Consider the following 22464-nt stretch of genomic DNA (forward strand, 5'->3'; position numbering starts at 1 on the left):
GAATTATTATAATTAATATATCTTAAAGATTGAGAGAATTTTTAATTGTGAGGGAAACTAAAATGACAATCAAAGCATGGATCATAGACCATCTTCATCTTATGGAGACTTTAGCCTGTCTGGTATTAATCATTATTGGCTTAGCCTTTCTTGGACCATTGCCACATGTTGCCTCTGCCATTTTTATTTTGGCTTTCTTAATTGGAGGTTACGAATCTGCAAAAGCTGGCTTATTGGATTTGGTGCAACATAACCATTTGTCAGTAGATGTCCTGATGATTTTAGCTGCTATCGGTGCTGGAATCATTGGCTACTGGTTGGAAGGCGCTCTGCTGATTTTTATCTTTTCTTTATCTAATACCCTTGAAGAAATGGCCATGGAAAAAAGTAAAGATGCTATTTCTGCCTTAATGTCTTTAACGCCAGATACAGCACGTCGTTATCAAGAAGATGGTAGTATTGTAGACGTTGAGACCAAGCTTTTGACTATTGGAGATCGTTTGCAGGTTCGTAAAGGCGAAGCTGTTCCAATTGACGGGGAACTCTTGAGTACTTTTGGTCAATTTGACGAGTCTATGGTTACTGGTGAGCCGATTACTGTTGATAAGACAAAAGGTCAAGAACTTATTGGAGGAACCATTAACCAAGGGCAAACGATCGATATGTTGGTTACTGTTGAAAATGACAATACCCTTTTTGCTAAGATTGTAAGTTTGGTAGAATCTGCCCAAGGTCAAAAGAGTAAAACAGCCACCTTTATTGAGAGTTTAGAAGATAGCTATGTTAAATTTGTCCTTGTTCTTGTCCCTGCCTTTATTCTCTTTAGTCATTTTGTTCTTGCTTGGACCTGGTTGGATGCTTTTTATCGAGGGATGATTCTATTGACAGTAGCTTCACCATGTGCCCTAATTGCCAGTTCCACACCTGCTAGCTTGGCTGCTATTTCTCGTGCAGCCAGAAAGGGATTGATTATCAAAGGAGGGGATATTGTCGATAACATGGGAGATATTCAGGCTGTCGTGATGGATAAAACAGGAACCCTAACTCAAGGCAAACCATCTGTCGTAGCTGCGCATTATTTAACAGATGAATTACTTGTGAATAGACTGGTAAAAGGAGCCGAATCTGCCAGTACCCATCCTATTTCTAAAGCCCTTCTTGAACACACTGAAGCAGTAGAAGCACTGAATTTTGACCAATTAGAAGAGATTTCCGGGAAAGGATTCCAAGGGTTCTATCAAGGTCAAGAATGGCGCATTGGGAAGAAATCCTTTATTTTAGAGATGGTGCCAGATCTTTCAGCTTTTGAAGAAACGATTCAGGTAGAAGAAAGTCAAGGGAAAACTCTTATCTTTGTTTCTCGCCACAACCAACTAGTAGCCTACTATGCTTTGTTAGATGACATCAAATTAGAGTCAAAACGTGCCATTGAAGCTCTTCATGCTATGGGAATCAAGACGGTCATGTTAACAGGGGACCAAGAACGAACTGCTAATTATGTTGCCCAAAAGCTTGGTATTGACGAAGTTGTTGCTAATTGTATGCCTCAAGATAAGGTCGCAAAACTAACAGAACTCAAAGCAAAATATGGCTTTGTGGCCATGGTAGGAGATGGCATCAATGATGCTCCTGCCCTTGCTCAGGCGGATGTTTCTTATGCTATTGGATCAGGAACAGATATCGCTATGGAAAGTGCAGACAGTGTGATTATGGATGACTTGACTCGTATTCCTTTTTCGATTCAGCTGTCACGCAAAATGAAAACCATTGTCAAACAAAATATTGTGTTTGCTTTGTCTGTTATTACTCTATTGATTTTAGCTAATGTTTTTCAAGTGGTAAACTTACCTCTTGGGGTAGTTGGGCATGAAGGATCAACAATCTTAGTAATTTTGAATAGCTTGCGCTTACTTTCTTATAAGTAACAGGAAACTTGCTTGAAGACGTGAAAGTGTTTATAATAATAGTGAGATTGAGGAAAGAGAAAACCATTCTATGTTTACTATTATTACTATTGGCTTAGCTGTATTTTCAATAATCAAAATCATCTTGTTTTTCTATTCATATCAACGATTTGAGCGCAAGCAAAAAAGGAAAGTTGAATCCACTGACCAGCAAAAACAGGCCCAAGAAAATGATGCCGTCCCTTCAAAAAAATTTCCATTTTAAAAAGAAGCTTGGAAAGTGTACAAAGTACCACTCTCCAAGCTTCTTTGACTATTAAGATTAATCTCTGTAGCGTAATTTCCCACGAAAATCTGCTAAACGTTGGTAGCCTTTTTCTGCCATAATCGTTTTTAATTCCTTGGTCACCCGCTCAAAGATAGCCGGTCCTTCTTGATGAAGAGCCGTACCAATTTGAACCATACTGGCGCCACAAAGAATATGTTCAAAGGCATCGCGTCCTGTTTTAACTCCCCCTGTACCAATAATGTGGATAGAAGGTTTTAAGCGTTTGTAAAACGCATGGACATTGGCTAGAGCAGTAGGTTTAATATAATCTCCACCAATGCCACCAAAGCCATTTTTAGGCTTGATGAGGACTTGCTCATCCTCAAGTACTAGACCATTTCCGATAGAATTGACACAGTTAACAAAGGAAAGGGGATATTTATTGAAAATAGCAGCCGCTTGATCAAAATGCACAATGTCAAAATAAGGAGGTAATTTGATACCAAGAGGTTTAGTGTAATAGGTAAAGATGTTCTCTAGAAGTTGATCAGTGGTTTCAAAATCGTAAGCAATCTGTGGTTTTCCTGGAACGTTAGGGCAAGAAAGGTTTAGTTCCACTAGACCCTCATAATCTGAAGCCATGATGGCTTTTAAAATGGTTTCGGTTTCAGTAGGAGATAGCCCGACAACGGAGAGAAAATGAGGTTTATGTTGCCCGGTTTTGGCAAGATCACTGACAAAGTCTAAGTAGTAGCGAAAACCATTATTAGGGAGTCCCATTGAATTGATAGAACCAAGACGAGTATCTGCGTAGCGAGGTTCTGGATTACCTGGACGAACTTCAAGCGTCCCTGTTTTGGTGACAAAGGAAGCGGCTTGAGACTTTTCAACCTCCATAAGCTCTTCTTTTGTCATGCAATAAACACCAGCAGCATTCATCAAACAGTTATCAAAAGAGAAATGACCAATTTGTGTAGCAGTAGAAACCATTATTTCCTCCATATTTTAGACAAATTTTTTCTATTCTACCACTAGGCATGAATAATAGCAAGCTATTTTTACAAAAATGTAAATATATTACTGTTATTGACGAACATTTGAAATTTTCATGATAGTCACATTATGATTTTCAATAAAGTCAGAATAGACTAGCTTTTTTGCTATATTTTTTGTAAAATAGGAATTGTAAAAAGGTAGCAACCTTTAAATTAAAAGGAGATATTAACTCATGGTAAAATTGGTTTTCGCTCGCCACGGTGAGTCAGAATGGAACAAAGCTAACCTCTTCACTGGTTGGGCAGATGTTGATCTTTCAGAAAAAGGAACACAACAAGCAATTGATGCTGGTAAATTGATCAAAGAAGCAGGCATCGAATTTGACCTGGCATTCACTTCTGTATTAACACGTGCAATTAAAACAACTAACCTTGCTCTTGAAAATGCTGGTCAATTGTGGGTACCAACTGAAAAATCATGGCGTTTGAACGAGCGTCACTATGGTGCTTTAACTGGTAAAAACAAAGCAGAAGCTGCTGAACAATTTGGTGATGAGCAAGTTCACATTTGGCGTCGTTCATACGATGTTTTACCACCAGCTATGGATAAAAATGACGAGTATTCAGCACACAATGATCGTCGTTATGCTGATCTTGATCCAGCTCTTATCCCAGATGCTGAAAACTTAAAAGTAACTCTTGAACGCGCAATGCCTTACTGGGAAGAAAAAATTGCTCCAGCTCTTCTTGACGGTAAAAACGTCTTTGTTGGCGCACACGGTAACTCAATCCGCGCTCTTGTTAAACACATTAAAGGTCTTTCAGATGACGAAATCATGGATGTGGAAATTCCAAACTTCCCACCACTTGTTTTCGAATTGGATGAAAAACTTAACATTGTTAAAGAATACTACCTCGGTGGTGAATAATTGTGAAACCAGACTTTGGTCTGGTTTTTTCTTGTCTTACTTATGAGAGACAGGAGTTTCTTCTGAAAAATGTGGTATGATAGAACTAACTTGAAAAAAAGGATAGATTATGAAAGCAGAAGAACGTCGTCAAAAAATTATTGAGTACTTAACTGGCGAACATGAGGCCCTGTCCGCTACTTATTTGGCTAAGTTGCTGGGTGTTAGTCGCCAAGTCATTGTTGGAGATGTTGCCTTACTTCGTGCCCAACAAATTGATATCATTTCAACTCCTAAAGGCTATATCATGTCAACAGCTCTGTTTAGTCACCAATTTTGTGCCCGCATTGTCTGTCAACACGGTTTGGCAGAGACAGAAAAAGAATTGCAAATCATTTTAGCGCATCAGGGAATTATTACTACTGTTGAAGTAGAACATCCTATTTATGGCATGATTACAGCCCCCTTGAATATAAAAAGTCAGTCTGATGTGACTAACTTTATGAAAAAACTAAACTACTCTAATGCTGAATTACTATCATCTTTGACAGAAGGGTTGCACAGCCATTTGATTTCCTGTCCGAGTCAAGAAGCTTTTGAAGCAATGTCCCAAGATTTAGAAGCAGCGGGCATTCTATATACTGGTCGGTAGAGAGTCCAAAGAATAAATAGGAATCGGAACAGCGCATTGTTTTATAGGTGTCTTGACACTTGTAAAACAATGCGTTATACTATCTCTTAAAAGGAGATATAATGACTAAAAAACCAACACAATTAATTGCCTATGTTTCGATCTTAGTTGCTTTTGCTATTTTAATTCCAATGATTATGCCTCTTAAGCTGATTATCGGCCCAGCCTCTTTCACACTGGCTAGTCATGTTCCCTTATTTCTAGCTGTTTTCATATCTGTTCCTGTGGCTCTTTTTGTAGCCCTTGGAACGGGGCTAGGTTTTTTATTGGCTGGCTTTCCCCTTATTATTGTCTTGAGAGCTTTTTCGCACCTTTTGTTTGCTGTCTTGGCAGCTTGGTGGTTGAGCAAATCCCCTCAAACGATTAAATCTCCACTCAAAACCTTTTGGTTTGCCTTTTTAGTCAATGTTCTTCATGGATTGACTGAATTTGTGGTTGTCTATGCTATGACAGCAACAACTGCAACTTCTTTATCCTATTTTTGGTCAATGTTTGGCCTGATTGGTGTGGGGTCTCTGATTCATGGCATGGTAGATTTTTATCTTGCTTTAGCTCTCTGGAGATTTTTAGCTGCTGAATTAGACTTATCCATTGCAAAACTTTAGCTAGGTAGTCTTGATGGCTACTCCATCTATAAAACTGGCCCTTTCACTATGGAAGGGCTTGCATTTTTTAAAAAAATTGATATACTAAAAAGTGCATTTGTGAATACGATAACAAAAGGAGATGTCATGAAAACACCAGAACAGATTTTAGCATCAACGATTCATATTGGAGAGCATAAGATTAGTAAGCCATTTCTTGCCAAGTCTATTTTAGGCTTTATTGGAGGCGCAATGATTAGTTTAGGCTACTTGCTCTACGTTAGGATTGCTGCTAGTGGTTTAGAGACATTTGGAGCTTTCTCGAGTGTTCTGGGGGCCTGTGCATTTCCAATTGGATTGATTATTATCTTGATGGCTGGTGGAGAATTAATTACAGGAAACATGATGGCTGTTTCAGCGGCTTTTTTCGCCAAAAAGATTAAAGCCAAGGACTTAATAAACAACTGGCTCATCATTACCTTATTTAATGTTATTGGTGCGGTATTTGTAGCCTTTGTTTTTGGGCATTTTCTAGGATTGACCTCGGCAGGAATTTTTAAAGAAGAAGTGATAGAAGTGGCTCATGCTAAGATAGCCGCAACACCTTTACAAGCCGTTGTATCAGGGATTGGTTGCAACTGGTTTGTGGGTCTTGCTTTATGGTTGTGTTATGGCGCAAGTGATGCTACGGGTAAACTCCTTGGTACTTGGTTCCCTGTCATGACCTTTGTAGCACTTGGTTTTCAGCATAGTGTGGCAAACGCTTTTGTCATTCCAGCAGCAATTTTTGAAGGTGGAGCAACTTGGTTGGACTTTATCCTTAACTTTACCTTTGTCTATGCCGGTAATATTATTGGCGGAGCTATTTTTGTGAGTCTCTTTTATTTCAAAGCTTACTATCATCCTGAGAAAGCATAAGTTCAGATAAAATTTTTAGACTGGGAAGACTTTATTCCCGGTCTTCTTTTTATAATTTGTGATAAAATAAGAAGCGAAGTTTAAAAAGGAGGAGCAGAAGAACACAATGGCATCACTCATTACTAAAAATAAAGCAAGTATTCCGAGACGACTTCATCTCCTTTTTTTGATTATTGTCTTATTATTTGTCGGACTGATTTTACGGTTGGCCTACATGCAAATTTACACGACCTCTTTTTACGTGAGTAAGCTAAAATCTTCTACCGTTTATAAGGTTAAAGTGGCTCAACCTCGTGGAAAAATTTTTGATTTTAGTGGCAAACCCCTTGTCTCAAATGCCATAAAAGATGTGGTTACTTACACCAGAAGTCCAAAAGCCAGTGCTAACGAACTGAAAGTTCTAGCTAAGCATCTGGCAAGTTATGTTTCGTACCCAGAAGCTAGCGTGACAAGCCGAGCTAAAAAAGATTTTTATTTGGCTGATCCAGATGTGTATGCCAACATTGTTAAGAGACTTCCTAAAAAGGCTGTTCTAGACCGGTTTGGCAATCGCTTAACGGAAGCGACGATTTATGCCAATGCTGTTGCTTCTGTAAAAGAAAGCGACCTTCATTATTCAGATGAGGACTTGAAAACCATTGCCATTTTTAATCAAATGAATGGAGCGGCTGTTTTTACAACGGTTAATTTAAGAACCAACCCCTTAAATGAAGAAATTATTAAAAATATTCGGGCTAATCAAACAACATTACCAGGTATTGCTATTGGGACCGATTGGGAACGACAGGTTGCCAATACAAGCTTAACAGCCCTTATAGGAAAAGTATCTAGTGAGGAAGCAGGTCTTCCTAAAGAAGAAGTTAATCAGTACCTCAAAAAAGGGTATGCTATGAATGATCGTGTGGGGACTTCCTACCTTGAAAAACAATACGAATCCGTTCTTCAAGGGAACCACGTGATTAAAGAAATAAAGACTAATAAGACAGGCAAAATCCTCTCTGAACAGCAACTTGATAAGGGAGAGCCGGGTAAAAATATCAAATTAACGATTCCTTTGGACTATCAGCAAGGCGTAGATGACATCATAAGGCGATATTATGAGGCTGAAGTGGCCAGTGGTCAAGCGGATTATTCTGAAGGAATCTATGCTGTTGCGCTGAATCCAAAAACAGGAGCAGTTTTAGCTATGTCAGGCTTATCTCATAACAAGGAGACAGGTCAAGTGGATAGTGATGCTTTGGGAACTATTACCGACGTGTTTACCCCTGGTTCTGTTGTTAAAGGAGCTACTCTGGCAGCAGGTTGGCAGGCAGGAGCCATTGAGGGAAATGAGCTTCTTACGGACCAATCGATTCAATTTGGAGATTCTAAACCTATTAATTCTTGGTTTACAGCTGGACAGTTGCCAATCACTGCTAGCCAAGCTTTAGAATATTCTTCAAATACCTACATGGTAAAGTTGACCCTGAAAATGATGGGTCAAGAGTATTATCCGGGCATGTCTTTAACAAGTTCTGGAATGTCAGAAACCATGTCAGCGTTGCGAAAGGCCTACGCGGAATTTGGCATGGGTGTGCCAACAGGAATTGATTTGCCGGGAGAATCTAGAGGCTATTTAACGGACAATTACACCATTTCAAATGTTCTAAGCGAATCTTTTGGTCAGTTTGATAACTACACGACAATGCAGTTAGCGCAATATGTAGCCACTATTGCTAATGGTGGTAATCGGGTTGCCCCACATATTGTTGAGGGTATTTACCAAGATGATGGCAGCCAAGGACCAGGGCAGTTAAGTCAGGCAATTGAAACTAGCTTGCTGAACAAAGTTCATTTATCAGGAGACCAATTGGCGATTATTCAAGATGGTTTTTATCAGGTGGTGAATAGTGGCAGTGGTTATGCCACAGGTCGAGAATTATCAGGTGGACCAATTAGTATCAGCGCTAAAACAGGAACAGCTGAAACCTATGTTAAGGATAAAACAGGGCAACCTTTAGCAACTTACAATTTAAATGTTGTAGCCTATGGACCAAGTGATGACGCTGACATCGCTGTTGCAGTAATGTATCCACATGCGACCAATTCACTGGCTAAGGCACAGCAATTAATTGCTAAAGAAATGATAACACTATATATGACAATGTACAGAAAACCATAAAGGAGAATTGAGTGTTTTACCCAACCCCTATTGCAAAATTAATCGAAAGTTATTCCAAGCTCCCAGGAATTGGGGTAAAAACGGCAACTAGACTTGCCTTTTACACAATTGGAATGTCTGACGAGGATGTCAATGACTTTGCTAAAAATTTATTGGCAGCTAAAAGAGAATTAACCTATTGTTCCATTTGTGGCAACCTGACAGATGATGATCCTTGTTCTATCTGCACAGATACAAGTCGTGACCAGACAACGATTCTTGTGGTGGAAGATGCTAAAGATGTTTCTGCTATGGAAAAAATTCAAGAGTATCATGGTTATTACCATGTGCTGCATGGTTTAATTTCACCGATGAATGGTGTTGGTCCGGATGATATCAATCTAAAAAGTTTAATTACTCGTTTAATGGACGGTAAAGTGACTGAAGTTATCGTAGCGACCAATGCCACAGCTGATGGCGAAGCAACATCTATGTATATCTCACGGGTCTTGAAACCAGCAGGAATCAAAGTTACCCGCTTAGCAAGAGGGCTCGCAGTGGGGTCAGATATTGAATACGCAGATGAAGTCACCTTGTTAAGAGCTATTGAAAACCGCACAGAACTTTAAGTGCTGGCAGAAAAAGGCATTTTTGCTTCGTAAAAGCCTCAAGAGGTCAAGAGGTTTTAAAGATTACCTCAAGTAACTTCAGCAGAGATAACTATTATCAGAAGATTTTGAAAAGCCTCCTCCTTTTTGCTATAATAAGGAGACATTTAATTCAGTTAGGAAAGGTTAGCTATGTCTAAACAAACGTTAGTTCTATTATATGGAGGCCGATCAGCAGAACGTGAAGTCTCAGTGCTTTCAGCAGAGAGCGTGATGCGAGCAGTTAACTATGATAAGTTTTTGGTGAAAACTTATTTTATCAGTCAGACAGGTCAATTCATCAAAACCCAAGAATTTTCAGAAAAGCCAGCAGCCACAGAACGCTTGATGACCAATAGTACGATTCAGTATGAGCAGCAGATCAAGCCAAGCGATATCTATGAAGAAGATGCCGTTGTTTTTCCAGTTTTACATGGACCTATGGGAGAAGACGGCTCTATTCAAGGTTTTTTGGAAGTGTTACGAATGCCTTATGTAGGGACTAACATCCTTTCATCCAGTGTGGCTATGGATAAAATCACCACAAAACGTGTCTTAGAGTCGGCAGGTATTCCTCAGGTGGCTTATACTGTTTATATTGATGGGCAGGACTTAGAAGCTTGTTTGACAGAGACGCTAGCTACCTTAGCCTTTCCTATTTTTGTGAAGCCAGCTAATATGGGCTCTTCAGTAGGTATTTCTAAAGCCCAAACAAAAGAGGAATTAAAAGAGGCTATTCAATTAGCACTGACCTATGATAGCCGTGTCTTGATTGAACAAGGTGTGGTTGCAAGAGAAATCGAAGTTGGTCTTCTTGGCAATACAGAGGTCAGGTCGACCTTACCTGGCGAAGTCGTTAAGGATGTTGAGTTTTACGACTATAAGGCTAAATACATCGATAACAAAATTACCATGGCTATTCCTGCCGAAATTGATCAGGATACGATGACTAAGATGCGCACTTATGCGGAGTCTGCCTTTAAAGCTTTGGGAGGCTGTGGTTTGTCTCGTTGTGACTTTTTCTTAAGTCAAGATGGACAGATTTACCTCAACGAACTAAACACTATGCCAGGCTTTACTCAATGGTCTATGTATCCCCTTTTATGGGAAAATATGGGATTGGCTTATTCTGATTTGATAGAGGAACTGGTCACATTAGCGCAAGAAATGTTTGATCAGCGCGAAAGTCACCTTATTTAAGGTTTATACATTACTGAACTGACTTGCTTATTAGGATGGGACGTGGAACATCGCCAAGATGTTTTCCGCACCCCATCCTTTTTGAGGTTTTTAGAAAGAATGGCAGGGCGGTAAAAGGACTTGGACATTTTAGAAAATTTTCTAATATTTTATGCTATAATAGAAAGGAAATTGTAAAAACAAGTGTTCTTAGAAGGAAAACAAGATGAAACTAACCTTACATGAAGTGGCTAAAATTGTTGATGCCCAAAATAATGTATCTGATCTGGACGACGTCCCTCTGAATCAGATTGAGTTTGATAGCCGTAAGATTACAGAAGGAGATCTTTTTTTACCCCTTAAAGGCGAGAGAGATGGACATGATTTTATTGATTTAGCTTTCGAAAATGGAGCAGTTGCTACTTTCTCAGAAAAAGAATTGCCAGGTAAACCCCATCTTCTTGTTAACGATTGCCTAAAAGCTTTTCAAACGTTAGCCCAGTATTACATCGATAAGATGCGCGTGGATGTGATAGCCGTGACAGGTTCAAATGGGAAAACCTCTACCAAAGATATGATCAGCGCAGTCCTATCAACAACCTATAAAACTTATAAAACGCAGGGAAATTACAATAATGAGATCGGATTACCCTACACCGTTCTCCACATGCCTGAAGATACCGAAAAAATTGTTCTTGAGATGGGACAAGACCACATGGGAGATATTCATCTTCTCTCTGAAATTGCAAGACCCCGTATTGCTGTTTTAACTCTGGTAGGCGAAGCCCATTTAGAATATTTTGGGTCACGTGACAAGATTGCTCAAGGGAAAATGCAAATTGTTGATGGAATGGATTCAAATGGCATTTTAATTGCCCCAGGTGATTCGATTATCGATCCTTATCTTCCAGAAAACCAGATGGTCATTCGATTTGGCGACTACCAAGAATTGAATGTTACTGATATTCGAGAAGAAAAAGATAGCTTAACGTTTACAACAAATGTGTTAGCAACACCTGTGTCCCTACCTCTACCAGGAAAATACAACGCGACCAATGCTATGGTAGCAGCCTATGTTGGCAAATTGTTGGCAGTAGCAGATGAGGATATTATCGAGGCGTTAGAGTCTGTTCAACTCACTGCTAATCGTACAGAATGGAAAAAAGCTGCTAATGGTGCTGACATCTTATCAGATGTTTACAATGCCAATCCGACAGCCATGCGCCTGATTTTAGAAACCTTTGCTAACATAGCAAAGAACCCCGGTGGAAAAAAGATTGCAGTGCTAGCTGACATGAAAGAATTAGGACCAGATTCTGTTGCCCTACATTCGCAGTTAATCAAACAATTGTCACCTGATCGCATTGACCAACTTGTTTTTTATGGTGATGATATTCAAGAGTTAGCCCAATTAGCACATGAGTTTTATCCTGAAGGACATGTTCAGTTCTTCCAAAAAAATCAGCAAGAAGATCAGTTTGAAGACATGGGAAGACAGGTGCAACAATTACTTGCTCCCTCTGACCAAATTCTTTTAAAAGGGAGTAACTCAATGGGGCTGGCTAAATTGGTCAATCATTTAGTTGAAAATTAAAGTGAAGACTTACCTTAGCCTTACTTTTTAGAAAAAGCACAGAGAAGGGCTTGTTCTCTCATAAAGATTAAGGTATAATGAAAAAACGTAGAAAGGGATGGTTATGGATTTTTTTGCAATTGACCCGATTGGGTTACCTCACACCTCACTTATTTTTTATGTGTCATCACTTTTGATAGCACCATTGCTTGTCTTTTTGACACTTCAAGCTTATCAATCAAAACCTTATCGCTATTTTTTCTTGGGATTACAGTTATCACAGCTGATTGGTTTATACACTTGGTATGTCTTAAGAGGTTTTCCTTTAAATGAAGCCTTGCCTTTGTATCATTGCCGTATTGCCATGCTGGCAGTCTTTTTCCTACCGGATCGTAACAGTTTTAAACAATTGTTTATGATTTTGGGGATAGGCGGGACTTTCTTGGCACTTTTATCACCAGACCTCTATCCTTTCAAGCTATGGCACGTGGCGAATGTGGCATTCTACTTAGGTCATTATGCTCTCTTGGTTAATGGGTTGATTTATCTCTTGCGTTTTTATAATCCAAGCCAATTAAAGCCCGTTCTAGTATTACGCTATTTTGCAACTGTTAATTTCCTCCTCCTTATTGTCAGTCTCCTGACTAAGGGCAATTATGGCTTTGTAACAGATATTCCTGTTATCCATACCCGTCATTTGTTGCTAAACTTTGTGATTGTGACTGGAGGGTTGACTGGGATGGTTAAATTGATAGAATGGTCCTATGTGAAATTTGGAGAATCACAGCAACTAGAATTTGCCTATTCTAAGGAAAAGTAAGCCGTTGAAAAAGCACTTAAAATCAGCTATAATAAGAAGAGTCTGGGATTATTTCCAGGCTCGATTTTTTTAGAAAAGATACTCATTGATAGCCTAAGATAAGTTATAATACCAGTTTTGAAAAACTTTAGAGGCTAATCGTATATGGAGAAGACCAATGTAGCCTAAATCTTTTGATAAACGAGTAATACCTAACGAAAATAACTCAGAGAAAAGCTCTGCCATTTTAACACACAAGGAAAAAAGAATGTCACTTACAGAAGAAATTAAAAAGCGCCGTACCTTCGCTATTATCAGTCACCCGGATGCAGGGAAGACAACAATCACTGAACAATTGCTCTATTTTGGGGGTGAGATCCGCGAGGCGGGGACTGTAAAAGGAAAAAAATCAGGTCAGTTTGCTAAGTCAGACTGGATGGATATTGAAAAACAACGTGGAATTTCCGTAACCTCATCAGTAATGCAATTTGATTATGCTGGCAAACGGGTTAACATCCTTGACACCCCAGGACACGAAGACTTTTCTGAAGATACTTACCGTACCTTAATGGCGGTAGATGCAGCTGTCATGGTTGTTGACTCAGCAAAAGGTATTGAGGCGCAAACGAAAAAATTATTTGAGGTTGTCAAACACCGTAATATTCCTGTCTTCACCTTTATTAACAAATTAGACCGTGACGGTCGTGAGCCTTTAGAACTCTTGGAAGAATTAGAAGAGGTCTTAGGGATTGCTTCCTATCCAATGAATTGGCCTATTGGTATGGGACGTGCCTTTGAGGGCTTGTATGATTTGCACAACAAGCGTTTAGAACTCTACAAAGGAGATCAACGATTTGCTGATTTTGAAGAAGGGGCAACTCTTTTTGCGAAAAACCCTTTCTATGAACAAGTTTTAGAAGATATTGAATTGTTACAGGAAGCCGGTAATGATTTTTCGGAACAAGCTGTTTTAGATGGGAAACTTACCCCTGTTTTCTTTGGCTCAGCGCTGACAAACTTTGGTGTGCAGACCTTCTTAGATACTTTCTTGGAATTTGCTCCAGAACCTCATGGTCACAAAACGACTGAAGATGTCATGATTGACCCTCTGGATAAAGAGTTTTCAGGCTTTGTCTTTAAAATTCAAGCCAATATGGACCCTAAACACCGTGACCGTATCGCTTTTGTGCGTATTGTGTCAGGTGAATTTCAAAAGGGGATGGCTGTTAACTTAACCCGAACTGGCAAAGGTGCAAAGTTGTCTAACGTCACCCAGTTTATGGCAGAATCGCGCGAGAATGTCCAAAATGCGGTAGCAGGAGATATTATTGGGGTTTATGACACGGGAACCTACCAAGTTGGGGATACCTTGACCGTTGGTAAACGTAAGTTTGAATTTGAACCACTGCCAACCTTTACCCCAGAAATTTTTATGAAAGTTTCTCCTAAAAATGTCATGAAGCAAAAATCATTCCATAAGGGAATGGAACAGTTGGTGCAAGAAGGAGCTGTTCAACTTTATAAAAACTATCAAACAGGTGAATACATGTTAGGTGCTGTAGGGCAGTTGCAGTTTGAAGTCTTTAAACACAGGATGGAAGGTGAATACAACGCTGAAGTTGTGATGACACCGATGGGTAAAAAGACTGTTCGCTGGATTTCAGAAGATGATTTGGATCAACGCATGTCGTCAAGCCGAAACATTTTAGCTAAGGATCGTTTTGATCAGCCTGTCTTCCTATTCGAAAACGAATTTGCCCTTCGCTGGTTTGCAGATAAATACCCAGACGTCACATTGGAAGAAAAAATGTAATTCTGACGGAGACTGGCATCACGAGGTCTAGTTTTTTTCTGCCTAGATTCCGTTGTCTAGTCTCTTTTCGTTTGGTGTGACTATCATTAACAATTGTGGTATAGTTACTAAAAAAGGAGGATATCCTATGGGATTATTATCAGGATTATTAGGCAATGCGTCACAGCAAGACAATCAAAAAATTCAAGCTCAACTAGTAGATGTTTTAGTCACTGGAGAGCAAGTAGAACTAGCTTTTTCATTGGTTAGGGATTTAATTGTTTTTACTGAAAAACGCTTAATTCTAGTGGATAAACAAGGAATGACAGGCAAGAAAGTATCTTACAAGTCTATTCCTTATCGCTCTATTTCTCGTTTTACAGTCGAAACATCAGGGCATTTTGATTTGGATGCTGAATTAAAAATATGGGTCTCCTCTGCTATGGAACCTGCTGAAACCTTACAGTTTAAGAGCGATCAAAGTGTTATTGCGATTCAACAGGCTTTAGCAGCAGCTGTTTTGGGAGAATAATATCTCATTATTAAGATAAAACATGACCACTGGTCTCAGAAGAGGAAGGTCATGTTTTTTTGTTGCCTAAAAAAGTGACCAAAAAAGAATAGATTTAAAACGCGTAGGAGGATATCGAAATCCGGATGAGTGACTTTGATTTCTAGGCAAATTTTTTGAAAACGCTACATTTTTTTGATAAGATAAGTTTTCGAGGAGCATTAAATAATGATAATAGCATTAAAAGAAGTTGGTAAAATATTTCCAAAAGCTCAGTTTAAATTAGAGCACATTTCGTTTAACATTCAAGAAGGCGAGATAGTAGGGCTCATTGGTTCCAACGGGACTGGGAAGAGTACTATTTTAAAAATGATAAATGGTTTAATGTCCTATGATCAGGGTCATATTTATTATCAAGGACAAGAATTAAAGGAATTATCGGCCAGCCAATTACGGCAAATGCGTAAAGATATTGCCTATATTTTTCAGCACCATAACCTTTTACCTGGAGAAACGGTTTTCTATCATTTATCCCTAGTTTATAAGCTGAATCATCAAAAAGTTGATCATGAAGCTATTGATGATATTTTAGACTTTCTTGGCCTAACGAGGGTTAAGCAAGTCAAGTGTCACAGTTTAAGTGGTGGCCAGCAACAAAAAGTAGCAATTGCCATGGCTATCTTGCAAAAACCAAGGTTGATTTTATGTGATGAAATTAGTTCTGCCTTGGATACCAATAGTGAAAAAGAGATTTTTGATTTATTGGCTAGCCTGCGTGACCAGTATGGCATTTCCGTTTTAATGATTGCCCATCATCTCTCTGTTTTAAAACAATATTGTGACCGCGTGATGATTCTAAATCACCAGACGATTGCAGAAACAGTAGTTCCTGTAAAAACAGCATCCCATCAACTGGAGACAGATTATGTGAGCCAGGTAAAGGAGTTCTTATTACATGACTGATATTTTAGCAAAACATGGGGAAGCCATTCTAAATTCATTTTGGGAGACCAATCTAATGCTAGGGCTTACCTTGGCTTTGTGTTTTCTAATTGCTTTTCCCACAGGTATTTTACTCTTTTCGTTGAAAAAGTCATACCTAATCAGGCATCCTTTGGCCTATCAATGTTTAAACTTGTTCCTTGGAACCTTACGTAGTGTGCCCTTTTTAATCTTTATTTTTATCTTGATTCCCCTTAATCGATTAATTTTTGGAACATCATTTGGGACGATAGCAGCTATTTTGCCGCTAACGCTTGTCTCAGTGAGTTTGTATGCGCGTTACGTTGAACAGGCTTTGTTGAATGTTCCACAGGTAGTCATCGATAGAGCTTTGAGTTTGGGTGCCAGTAAAGGACAGTTGATACGCTATTTTTTGATCCCATCCATTAAGATGGATTTGATTTTGTCCTTTACAGCAACGGCGATTAGTGTTCTAGGGTATTCAACAGTGATGGGGGTTATTGGCGCGGGAGGCTTAGGTGAATATGCCTATCGCTTTGGTTATCAGGAATATGATTATTCGGTCATGTATCTGATTGTTTTCTTATTTATTATGTATGTGTTTATCTTGCAAAGCTTAGGCTATTTTTTAGCCAATCGCTATGCAAAGAAATAGAAAAACAAATGAAAAGAGGAGTTATGAAAAAAGTACTTTCCCTAATATGTCTTGTTATGGCATCTGTTTTTTTACTGGCTTGCGCTAAAAAAGAATCAAGTCAGTCTAAAGATACGACTAAGGCTAAAGAAGATCGTGTGATCACGGTGGCAACATATACTAAACCATCATCCACCTTTTTAGAATTGGTTGAAGATAATGTTAAAGAAAAAGGATACACCTTAAAAATTGAGACGGTCTCTGATTATATTCAAGCAAATATTGCCTTGGAAAATAAAGAACATGATGCTAATCTTTTACAACATGAATTTTTCATGGACATTTTTAATAAAGAAAATAAAGGACATCTCGTTTCGATAACACCTATCTACCATTCATTGGCCGGTTTTTATGGTAAAGGCTTAAAAAGCATTGATGACTTAAAAGATGGTTCACGGGTAGCTATCCCTTCAGATCCTTCAAATATGACTAGAGCTTTGCTATTGTTACAAGAAAAAAATCTGATTAAACTTAAGAAAACAGACAAACCAACAAAAGCTATTGAAGATATTACCGACAATCCGAAACAGTTAGCTATTGAACCGGTGGCACTTCTTAACCTTAACCAGGCTTACTTTGAGTATGACCTTGTCTTTAACTTTCCAGCTTACGTCGCTAAAATTAACTTGACCCCTCAAAAAGACCGCTTGCTTTATGAGAAAAAACCAGACGTTCACTTTGCAGGTGCCCTAGTAGCTCGTCAGGATAATAAAAACAGTGCTAAAATTAAAGTGCTCAAAGAGGTGTTAACTAGTGATGAAATTCGAGATTACATCACTAATGAACTTCCAAGTGAAGCAGAGGTTGCCTTTTAAAAATCAATATTGAGAAGCTTCTTTTCTTAGAAAAGGAGCTTCCTTAGCTGTTTTGGAGGAGTGTTACAAGAATCGTTTATTTATGAAAACGTGTTATTAATGAGATTAACCTTATTTCCTATCTTTTTGATTCTAATTGTGTTACACTAGTTAGGTTGTTAATCAAACGACGAAAATTAAAAGGTTTATAAGGCAGCTTCGCACTGCCTTTTTAGAAAAGAGAAACAATTGAAATTTACAGAATTTAACTTATCAGAAGACATCCAATCAGCTGTCGTTACCGCTGGTTTTGAGAAAGCATCTCCTATCCAGGAAATGACGATTCCTCTCGCACTAGAAGGGAAGGATGTTATTGGTCAGGCACAAACAGGAACTGGTAAAACAGCAGCGTTTGGTCTACCAACCTTGAATAAGATTCGTACTAACGAAAATATCATCCAAGCATTGGTCATTGCACCAACGCGTGAATTGGCTGTACAAAGTCAGGAAGAATTGTTCCGTTTTGGACGTGAAAAAGGGGTTAAGGTTCGCTCTGTTTACGGTGGATCAAGTATTGAAAAACAAATCAAAGCCCTTAAATCAGGTGCACACATTGTCGTGGGAACACCAGGCCGCTTGTTAGATTTGATTAAGCGCAAGGCTCTTATTTTAGATCATGTGGAAACCTTAATCCTTGATGAAGCAGATGAGATGCTTAACATGGGATTCTTGGAAGACATTGAAGCTATTATTAGTCGTGTCCCAGCAGACCGTCAAACCTTGCTCTTCTCCGCAACGATGCCAGCACCTATTAAACAAATTGGGGTAAAATTCATGAAAGACCCTGAGCATGTTCAAATTAAGAACAAAGAATTAACCAACGTGAATGTTGATCAATACTATGTCCGTGTGAAGGAACAAGAAAAATTTGATACCATGACACGTTTGATGGATGTTAACCAACCTGAATTATCTATTGTTTTTGGTCGGACTAAACGTCGTGTTGATGAGATTACACGTGGTCTAAAATTACGTGGTTTCCGTGCCGAAGGAATCCATGGTGATCTAGACCAAAATAAACGCTTACGCGTTATCCGTGATTTCAAAAACGATCAAATTGATATTCTTGTAGCCACTGATGTGGCAGCACGTGGTCTTGATATTTCAGGAGTTACCCACGTTTATAACTACGATATTACCCAAGATCCAGAAAGTTATGTTCACCGTATTGGCCGTACTGGTCGTGCGGGTAAATCAGGTGAGTCAATCACTTTTGTCTCACCAAATGAGATGGGCTACCTCTCAATGATTGAGAACTTAACGAAAAAACAGATGAAACCTCTCCGCCCAGCAACTGCAGAAGAGGCTTTCCAAGCCAAGAAAAAAGTAGCCCTTAAAAAAATTGAACGTGATTTTGCGGATGATGCTATTCGTTCTAACTTTGACAAATTCAAAGGAGATGCTATCCAATTAGCAGCTGAATTCACTCCAGAAGAGTTGGCATTGTATATTTTGAGCTTAACGGTTCAAGATCCGGATAGCTTACCAGAAGTGGAAATTGCGCGTGAAAAACCATTACCATTCAAGTATGTGGGTGGTGGCCATGGCAATAAAAATGGCAAAGGTGGTCGTGGACGTGACAACCGTAACCGCGGAGACCGCCGTCGTCAAAAACGTGATAAACGTGACGGTCATGATGGCAGTGGCAATCGTGATTTCAAACGTAAACCAAAACGTAATGCTAAAGATTTTTTCAATAAAGAAAAGAAATCAAGCCCTAAAAACACTGGATTTGTGATTCGTCACAAAGGTGAATAGGATTAAAGAGAGTCGATGGGAATCGACTCTCTTTAATTTTCTGAAAAAGTTGCTTTTACGTTCGAATCTGTTATAATGGTTTCAGTCATTTTATGGCACTTTTTAACTATTAGGAGGAAGATTGGGATGTCTGATGCCCATCATACTGCCTTTGATAAAGCATCAAAAGCAGGTTTTATTATTGCTCTAGGTATTGTTTATGGAGATATTGGAACAAGTCCTCTCTACACGATGCAATCTTTGGTGGAAAATCAAGGAGGTATCGCTCAGGTTTCTGAACCCTTTATTCTAGGAGCCGTGTCCTTGATTATCTGGACCTTAACGTTAATCACAACAATCAAATATGTTTTGATTGCTCTAAAAGCGGATAACCATCATGAGGGTGGGATTTTTTCTTTATTCACCTTGGTTCGCAAAATGTCACCATGGCTCATTATTCCGGCTATGATTGGAGGTGCAACGCTTTTGTCTGATGGGGCTCTTACGCCTGCGGTAACGGTGACCTCAGCCATTGAAGGATTGAAAGCTGTTTTTGGTCTCAGTCAGATTTATCAAAATCAAACCAATGTGATTATCACAACCCTGATTATTTTGATGATTCTATTTGGGATTCAACGGTTTGGGACAGGGTTTATCGGAAAAATATTTGGACCTGTGATGCTCCTTTGGTTTAGTTTTTTGGGAATTAGTGGTTTACTGAACACATTAGGGCACTTAGAAATTTTCAAGGCTATCAATCCTTACTATGCCCTGCATTTGCTTTTTAGTCCAGAAAATCATCGAGGGATTTTTATCTTGGGGTCCATTTTCCTTGCGACAACAGGAGCTGAGGCTCTCTACTCGGATTTAGGCCATGTCGGCCGAGGTAATATTTATGTGAGTTGGCCTTTTGTCAAGCTATGCATTGTCTTATCCTATTGTGGTCAAGCAGCATGGATTCTATCCCATAAAGATTCAGGCATTGAACTTAATCCTTTCTTTGCTAGTGTACCTTCCCAATTAACGGTGTATGTGGTTATTCTTGCCACCTTAGCAGCCATCATTGCCTCACAAGCCTTAATTTCAGGTTCTTTTACCTTGGTTTCAGAAGCCATGCGCTTGAAAATATTCCCTCTATTTCGAGTGACTTATCCTGGTGCTAATTTGGGGCAATTGTATATTCCGGTGATTAACTGGATTCTCTTTGCAGTCACGTCCTGTACGGTTTTGTATTTTAGAACCTCTGCTCATATGGAAGCAGCCTATGGCCTGGCCATTACCATTACCATGTTAATGACCACTATATTATTGAATTACTATTTGATTAAAGAAGGTGTAAAACCTTTCCTAGCTCATTTAGTGATGACTTTCTTTGCCCTTGTAGAATTCATTTTCTTCTGGGCCTCCGCTGTCAAATTCATGCACGGTGGCTATGTAGTGGTTATTTTAGCGCTAGCAATTGTCTTTGTCATGTTTATGTGGCATGCGGGCACACGCATTGTTTTCAAGTATGTGAAATCTCTCAATTTGAATGATTACAAGGAGCAGATTAAGCAACTTCGTGACGACGTTCGTTTTGACCTTTACCAAACCAATGTGGTTTATCTCTCCAATCGCATGCAGGATCACATGATTGACCGTTCTATTTTGTATTCCATTTTAGATAAGCGGCCCAAGCGCGCTCAAGTTTATTGGTTTGTGAATGTTCAGGTAACTGATGAGCCTTATACAGCCAAGTATAAGGTGGATATGATGGGAACAGATTATATGGTTCGAGTCGAACTTTATCTCGGTTTTAGAATGCCACAGGCTGTGCCACGCTATTTGCGTACGATTGTTCATGACTTGATGGAAAGTGGTCGTTTGCCAAAACAAGAACAAGAATATACTATCACACCTGGCCGTGATGTTGGTGATTTTCGCTTTGTTTTAATAGAAGAGCGGGTCTCCAATGCACGTCAACTCACTAATGTTGAACGCTTTATTATGCAGACTAAGGCGAGCATCAAACATGTCACTGCCAGTCCAATGCGGTGGTTTGGTCTTCAATATTCCGAAGTAACACTTGAAGTGGTTCCTTTAATTTTATCAGATGTCTTGAAGTTACCAATCAAAGAATTGGTGCCTGTGGAAGACAGTGAAGCATAAAAAAATCATTGAGATGATAAGTCTCAATGATTTTTCTTTTCTTTTTGATGAGTAGCAATATAGGCCAATTTCTGGCTTCTTGTTTTTCGTTTCTTAAAGAGTGCCTCAGCGCTCATCGCAGCCTCTTTGCTATCAAACACTTCGTAATAAAGTAAAGAAACAGGTAACCGGTAGCGAGTATATTTAGCCCCCTTTCCTGCATTATGTGTGGCTAAGCGTTTTTGCAAATCAGTTGTATAACCAGTGTAGAGGGTTTTATCTGCACACTCTAACACATACATATAAGCTTTTTTAGTGGTCATGATCAGGTTTTCCTTTGGAAGCAGTACCAAAATAAATCTCAAAAATATGATCAGTGTATTCTCCATTTTCCTTATGGACAATTAAAGGAGGTAAAATAGTCATCCCTTCAATAGAACCGTCTTTGATTGCTTCAATAAGTAACATATTAGCTGCTTTACCTAATTTAGGATAGACAAATTGTACCCGTTTGGGAGCAAGACCATTAGCTCTAAGGCTATCTATAATTTCCAAGAATCGATCTGGTCGATGAACCATTGCCAGACGGCCATTTGATTTAAGGGCATGACGGGCTACCTGACAAATCTCTTCTAAATTAGTGGTCACTTCATGACGAGCCAGTAAATAATGTTCAGAGACGTTCTTCTTAGAACTTTCGTGACTTTTAAAGTAAGGGGGATTGCAGAGCATCAAATCAACTCCTGAACGTGGCATATGGTTTAGGAGGTTTTTTAAATCATCACAAATCATGGTTACTTGGTCTTCCAGTTGATTGAGCTGGATAGAGCGTTGTCCCATATCAGCAAGCCGTTCTTGTAATTCGACTTCAACGATGGCTGCCTTGGTTCTGGTACTAGCAAATAAGCCGACTGCCCCATTTCCTGAGCACAAATCCACAATTAACCCTTTGGAAGGCATTTTAGGGAAGCGGGATAAGAGGACGCTATCAATAGAGTAACTAAAGACATCCTTGTTTTGAATAATGCGAACATCACTTGAAAAGAGTTGATCAATACGTTCGCCTTCTTTTAAGATTGCTTTTATCATACCTGTTATTTTAACATAAAATAGGCTTGAGGTGAATGTTCGAAGAGGGATTTTGACTTTCGAAAAGTCAGCTTTCATGGTACAATAAGTA

21 protein-coding genes are annotated in these 22464 nt (G+C 39.1%); 18 read left to right on the top strand and 3 right to left on the bottom strand.

Features of this window, described 5'->3' with window-relative positions; translation table 11 throughout:
- Positions 1-62 precede the first annotated feature (62 nt).
- Both FQT67_RS03540 and FQT67_RS10760 read left to right on the top strand, forming a co-directional pair.
- Complete coding sequence (locus FQT67_RS03540) at positions 63-1925, top strand: heavy metal translocating P-type ATPase (RefSeq protein WP_046176940.1); 1863 nt, start codon at positions 63-65, stop codon at positions 1923-1925.
- A 70-nt stretch (positions 1926-1995) separates the two neighbouring features.
- On the top strand, positions 1996-2169 hold the full coding sequence (locus tag FQT67_RS10760; protein ID WP_014612444.1) for a hypothetical protein: 174 nt from the start codon (positions 1996-1998) through the stop codon (positions 2167-2169).
- A 57-nt stretch (positions 2170-2226) separates the two neighbouring features.
- On the opposite strand, the gene FQT67_RS03545 is transcribed toward FQT67_RS10760, so the two are convergent.
- Positions 2227-3162 (bottom strand): dihydroorotate oxidase, encoded by a 936-nt coding sequence (locus tag FQT67_RS03545; RefSeq protein WP_015057870.1) that lies wholly within the window; start codon positions 3160-3162, stop codon positions 2227-2229.
- A 238-nt stretch (positions 3163-3400) separates the two neighbouring features.
- On the opposite strand from FQT67_RS03545, the gene FQT67_RS03550 reads away from it, so the two are divergent.
- The 16 genes from FQT67_RS03550 (at position 3401) to FQT67_RS03630 (ending at position 21305) form a co-directional block, all read left to right on the top strand.
- A complete protein-coding gene (locus tag FQT67_RS03550; protein ID WP_003051611.1) occupies positions 3401-4096 on the top strand; it encodes a phosphoglycerate mutase in 696 nt (231 codons plus the stop codon).
- A 109-nt stretch (positions 4097-4205) separates the two neighbouring features.
- Positions 4206-4727, top strand: coding sequence for a transcription repressor NadR (locus FQT67_RS03555; RefSeq protein WP_012767268.1), 522 nt, complete (start codon positions 4206-4208; stop codon positions 4725-4727).
- Between the two features lie 101 nt (positions 4728-4828).
- Positions 4829-5371 (top strand): hypothetical protein, encoded by a 543-nt coding sequence (locus FQT67_RS03560; protein WP_003053939.1) that lies wholly within the window; start codon positions 4829-4831, stop codon positions 5369-5371.
- A gap of 126 nt (positions 5372-5497) precedes the next feature.
- Positions 5498-6268: a formate/nitrite transporter family protein gene (locus FQT67_RS03565; RefSeq protein ID WP_003051604.1), complete on the top strand. Its 771-nt coding sequence runs from the start codon at positions 5498-5500 to the stop codon at positions 6266-6268.
- 106 nt (positions 6269-6374) lie between these two features.
- On the top strand, positions 6375-8429 hold the full coding sequence (pbp2b, locus tag FQT67_RS03570) for a penicillin-binding protein PBP2B (protein WP_046176938.1): 2055 nt from the start codon (positions 6375-6377) through the stop codon (positions 8427-8429).
- An 11-nt stretch (positions 8430-8440) separates the two neighbouring features.
- A complete protein-coding gene (gene recR / locus FQT67_RS03575; protein ID WP_003057983.1) occupies positions 8441-9037 on the top strand; it encodes a recombination mediator RecR in 597 nt (198 codons plus the stop codon).
- Positions 9038-9208: 171 nt separating this feature from the next.
- Positions 9209-10255 (top strand): D-alanine--D-alanine ligase, encoded by a 1047-nt coding sequence (locus tag FQT67_RS03580; RefSeq protein WP_046176937.1) that lies wholly within the window; start codon positions 9209-9211, stop codon positions 10253-10255.
- A gap of 205 nt (positions 10256-10460) precedes the next feature.
- Complete coding sequence (gene murF / locus FQT67_RS03585; RefSeq protein ID WP_012767265.1) at positions 10461-11828, top strand: UDP-N-acetylmuramoyl-tripeptide--D-alanyl-D-alanine ligase; 1368 nt, start codon at positions 10461-10463, stop codon at positions 11826-11828.
- A gap of 103 nt (positions 11829-11931) precedes the next feature.
- On the top strand, positions 11932-12627 hold the full coding sequence (locus FQT67_RS03590) for a TIGR02206 family membrane protein (RefSeq protein WP_003057977.1): 696 nt from the start codon (positions 11932-11934) through the stop codon (positions 12625-12627).
- 247 nt (positions 12628-12874) lie between these two features.
- Positions 12875-14419 (top strand): peptide chain release factor 3, encoded by a 1545-nt coding sequence (locus FQT67_RS03600; protein ID WP_003061948.1) that lies wholly within the window; start codon positions 12875-12877, stop codon positions 14417-14419.
- A gap of 127 nt (positions 14420-14546) precedes the next feature.
- On the top strand, positions 14547-14930 hold the full coding sequence (locus FQT67_RS03605; RefSeq protein ID WP_003058003.1) for a PH domain-containing protein: 384 nt from the start codon (positions 14547-14549) through the stop codon (positions 14928-14930).
- Between the two features lie 207 nt (positions 14931-15137).
- Complete coding sequence (locus tag FQT67_RS03610; protein WP_003058001.1) at positions 15138-15872, top strand: ATP-binding cassette domain-containing protein; 735 nt, start codon at positions 15138-15140, stop codon at positions 15870-15872.
- Complete coding sequence (locus FQT67_RS03615; RefSeq protein WP_003057982.1) at positions 15865-16527, top strand: methionine ABC transporter permease; 663 nt, start codon at positions 15865-15867, stop codon at positions 16525-16527. The genes FQT67_RS03610 and FQT67_RS03615 overlap by 8 nt, the downstream gene beginning before the upstream one ends.
- A gap of 23 nt (positions 16528-16550) precedes the next feature.
- Positions 16551-17381, top strand: a complete 831-nt coding sequence (locus FQT67_RS03620; protein WP_012767262.1) for a MetQ/NlpA family ABC transporter substrate-binding protein — start codon at positions 16551-16553, stop codon at positions 17379-17381.
- A gap of 228 nt (positions 17382-17609) precedes the next feature.
- Positions 17610-19178 (top strand): DEAD/DEAH box helicase, encoded by a 1569-nt coding sequence (locus FQT67_RS03625; protein ID WP_046176934.1) that lies wholly within the window; start codon positions 17610-17612, stop codon positions 19176-19178.
- 126 nt (positions 19179-19304) lie between these two features.
- On the top strand, positions 19305-21305 hold the full coding sequence (locus FQT67_RS03630; RefSeq protein WP_046176933.1) for a potassium transporter Kup: 2001 nt from the start codon (positions 19305-19307) through the stop codon (positions 21303-21305).
- 23 nt (positions 21306-21328) lie between these two features.
- Here FQT67_RS03630 and FQT67_RS03635 read toward each other — a convergent pair whose 3' ends face one another.
- Both FQT67_RS03635 and FQT67_RS03640 read right to left on the bottom strand, forming a co-directional pair.
- On the bottom strand, positions 21329-21607 hold the full coding sequence (locus tag FQT67_RS03635) for a GIY-YIG nuclease family protein (protein ID WP_046176932.1): 279 nt from the start codon (positions 21605-21607) through the stop codon (positions 21329-21331).
- Positions 21597-22373: a tRNA1(Val) (adenine(37)-N6)-methyltransferase gene (locus FQT67_RS03640; RefSeq protein WP_115257098.1), complete on the bottom strand. Its 777-nt coding sequence runs from the start codon at positions 22371-22373 to the stop codon at positions 21597-21599. Before FQT67_RS03640 ends, FQT67_RS03635 begins: the two co-directional genes overlap by 11 nt.
- Positions 22374-22464: the final 91 nt, after the last annotated feature.

The organism is Streptococcus sp. NCTC 11567 (assembly GCF_902141215.1).
Lineage (GTDB): Bacteria > Bacillota > Bacilli > Lactobacillales > Streptococcaceae > Streptococcus > Streptococcus dysgalactiae.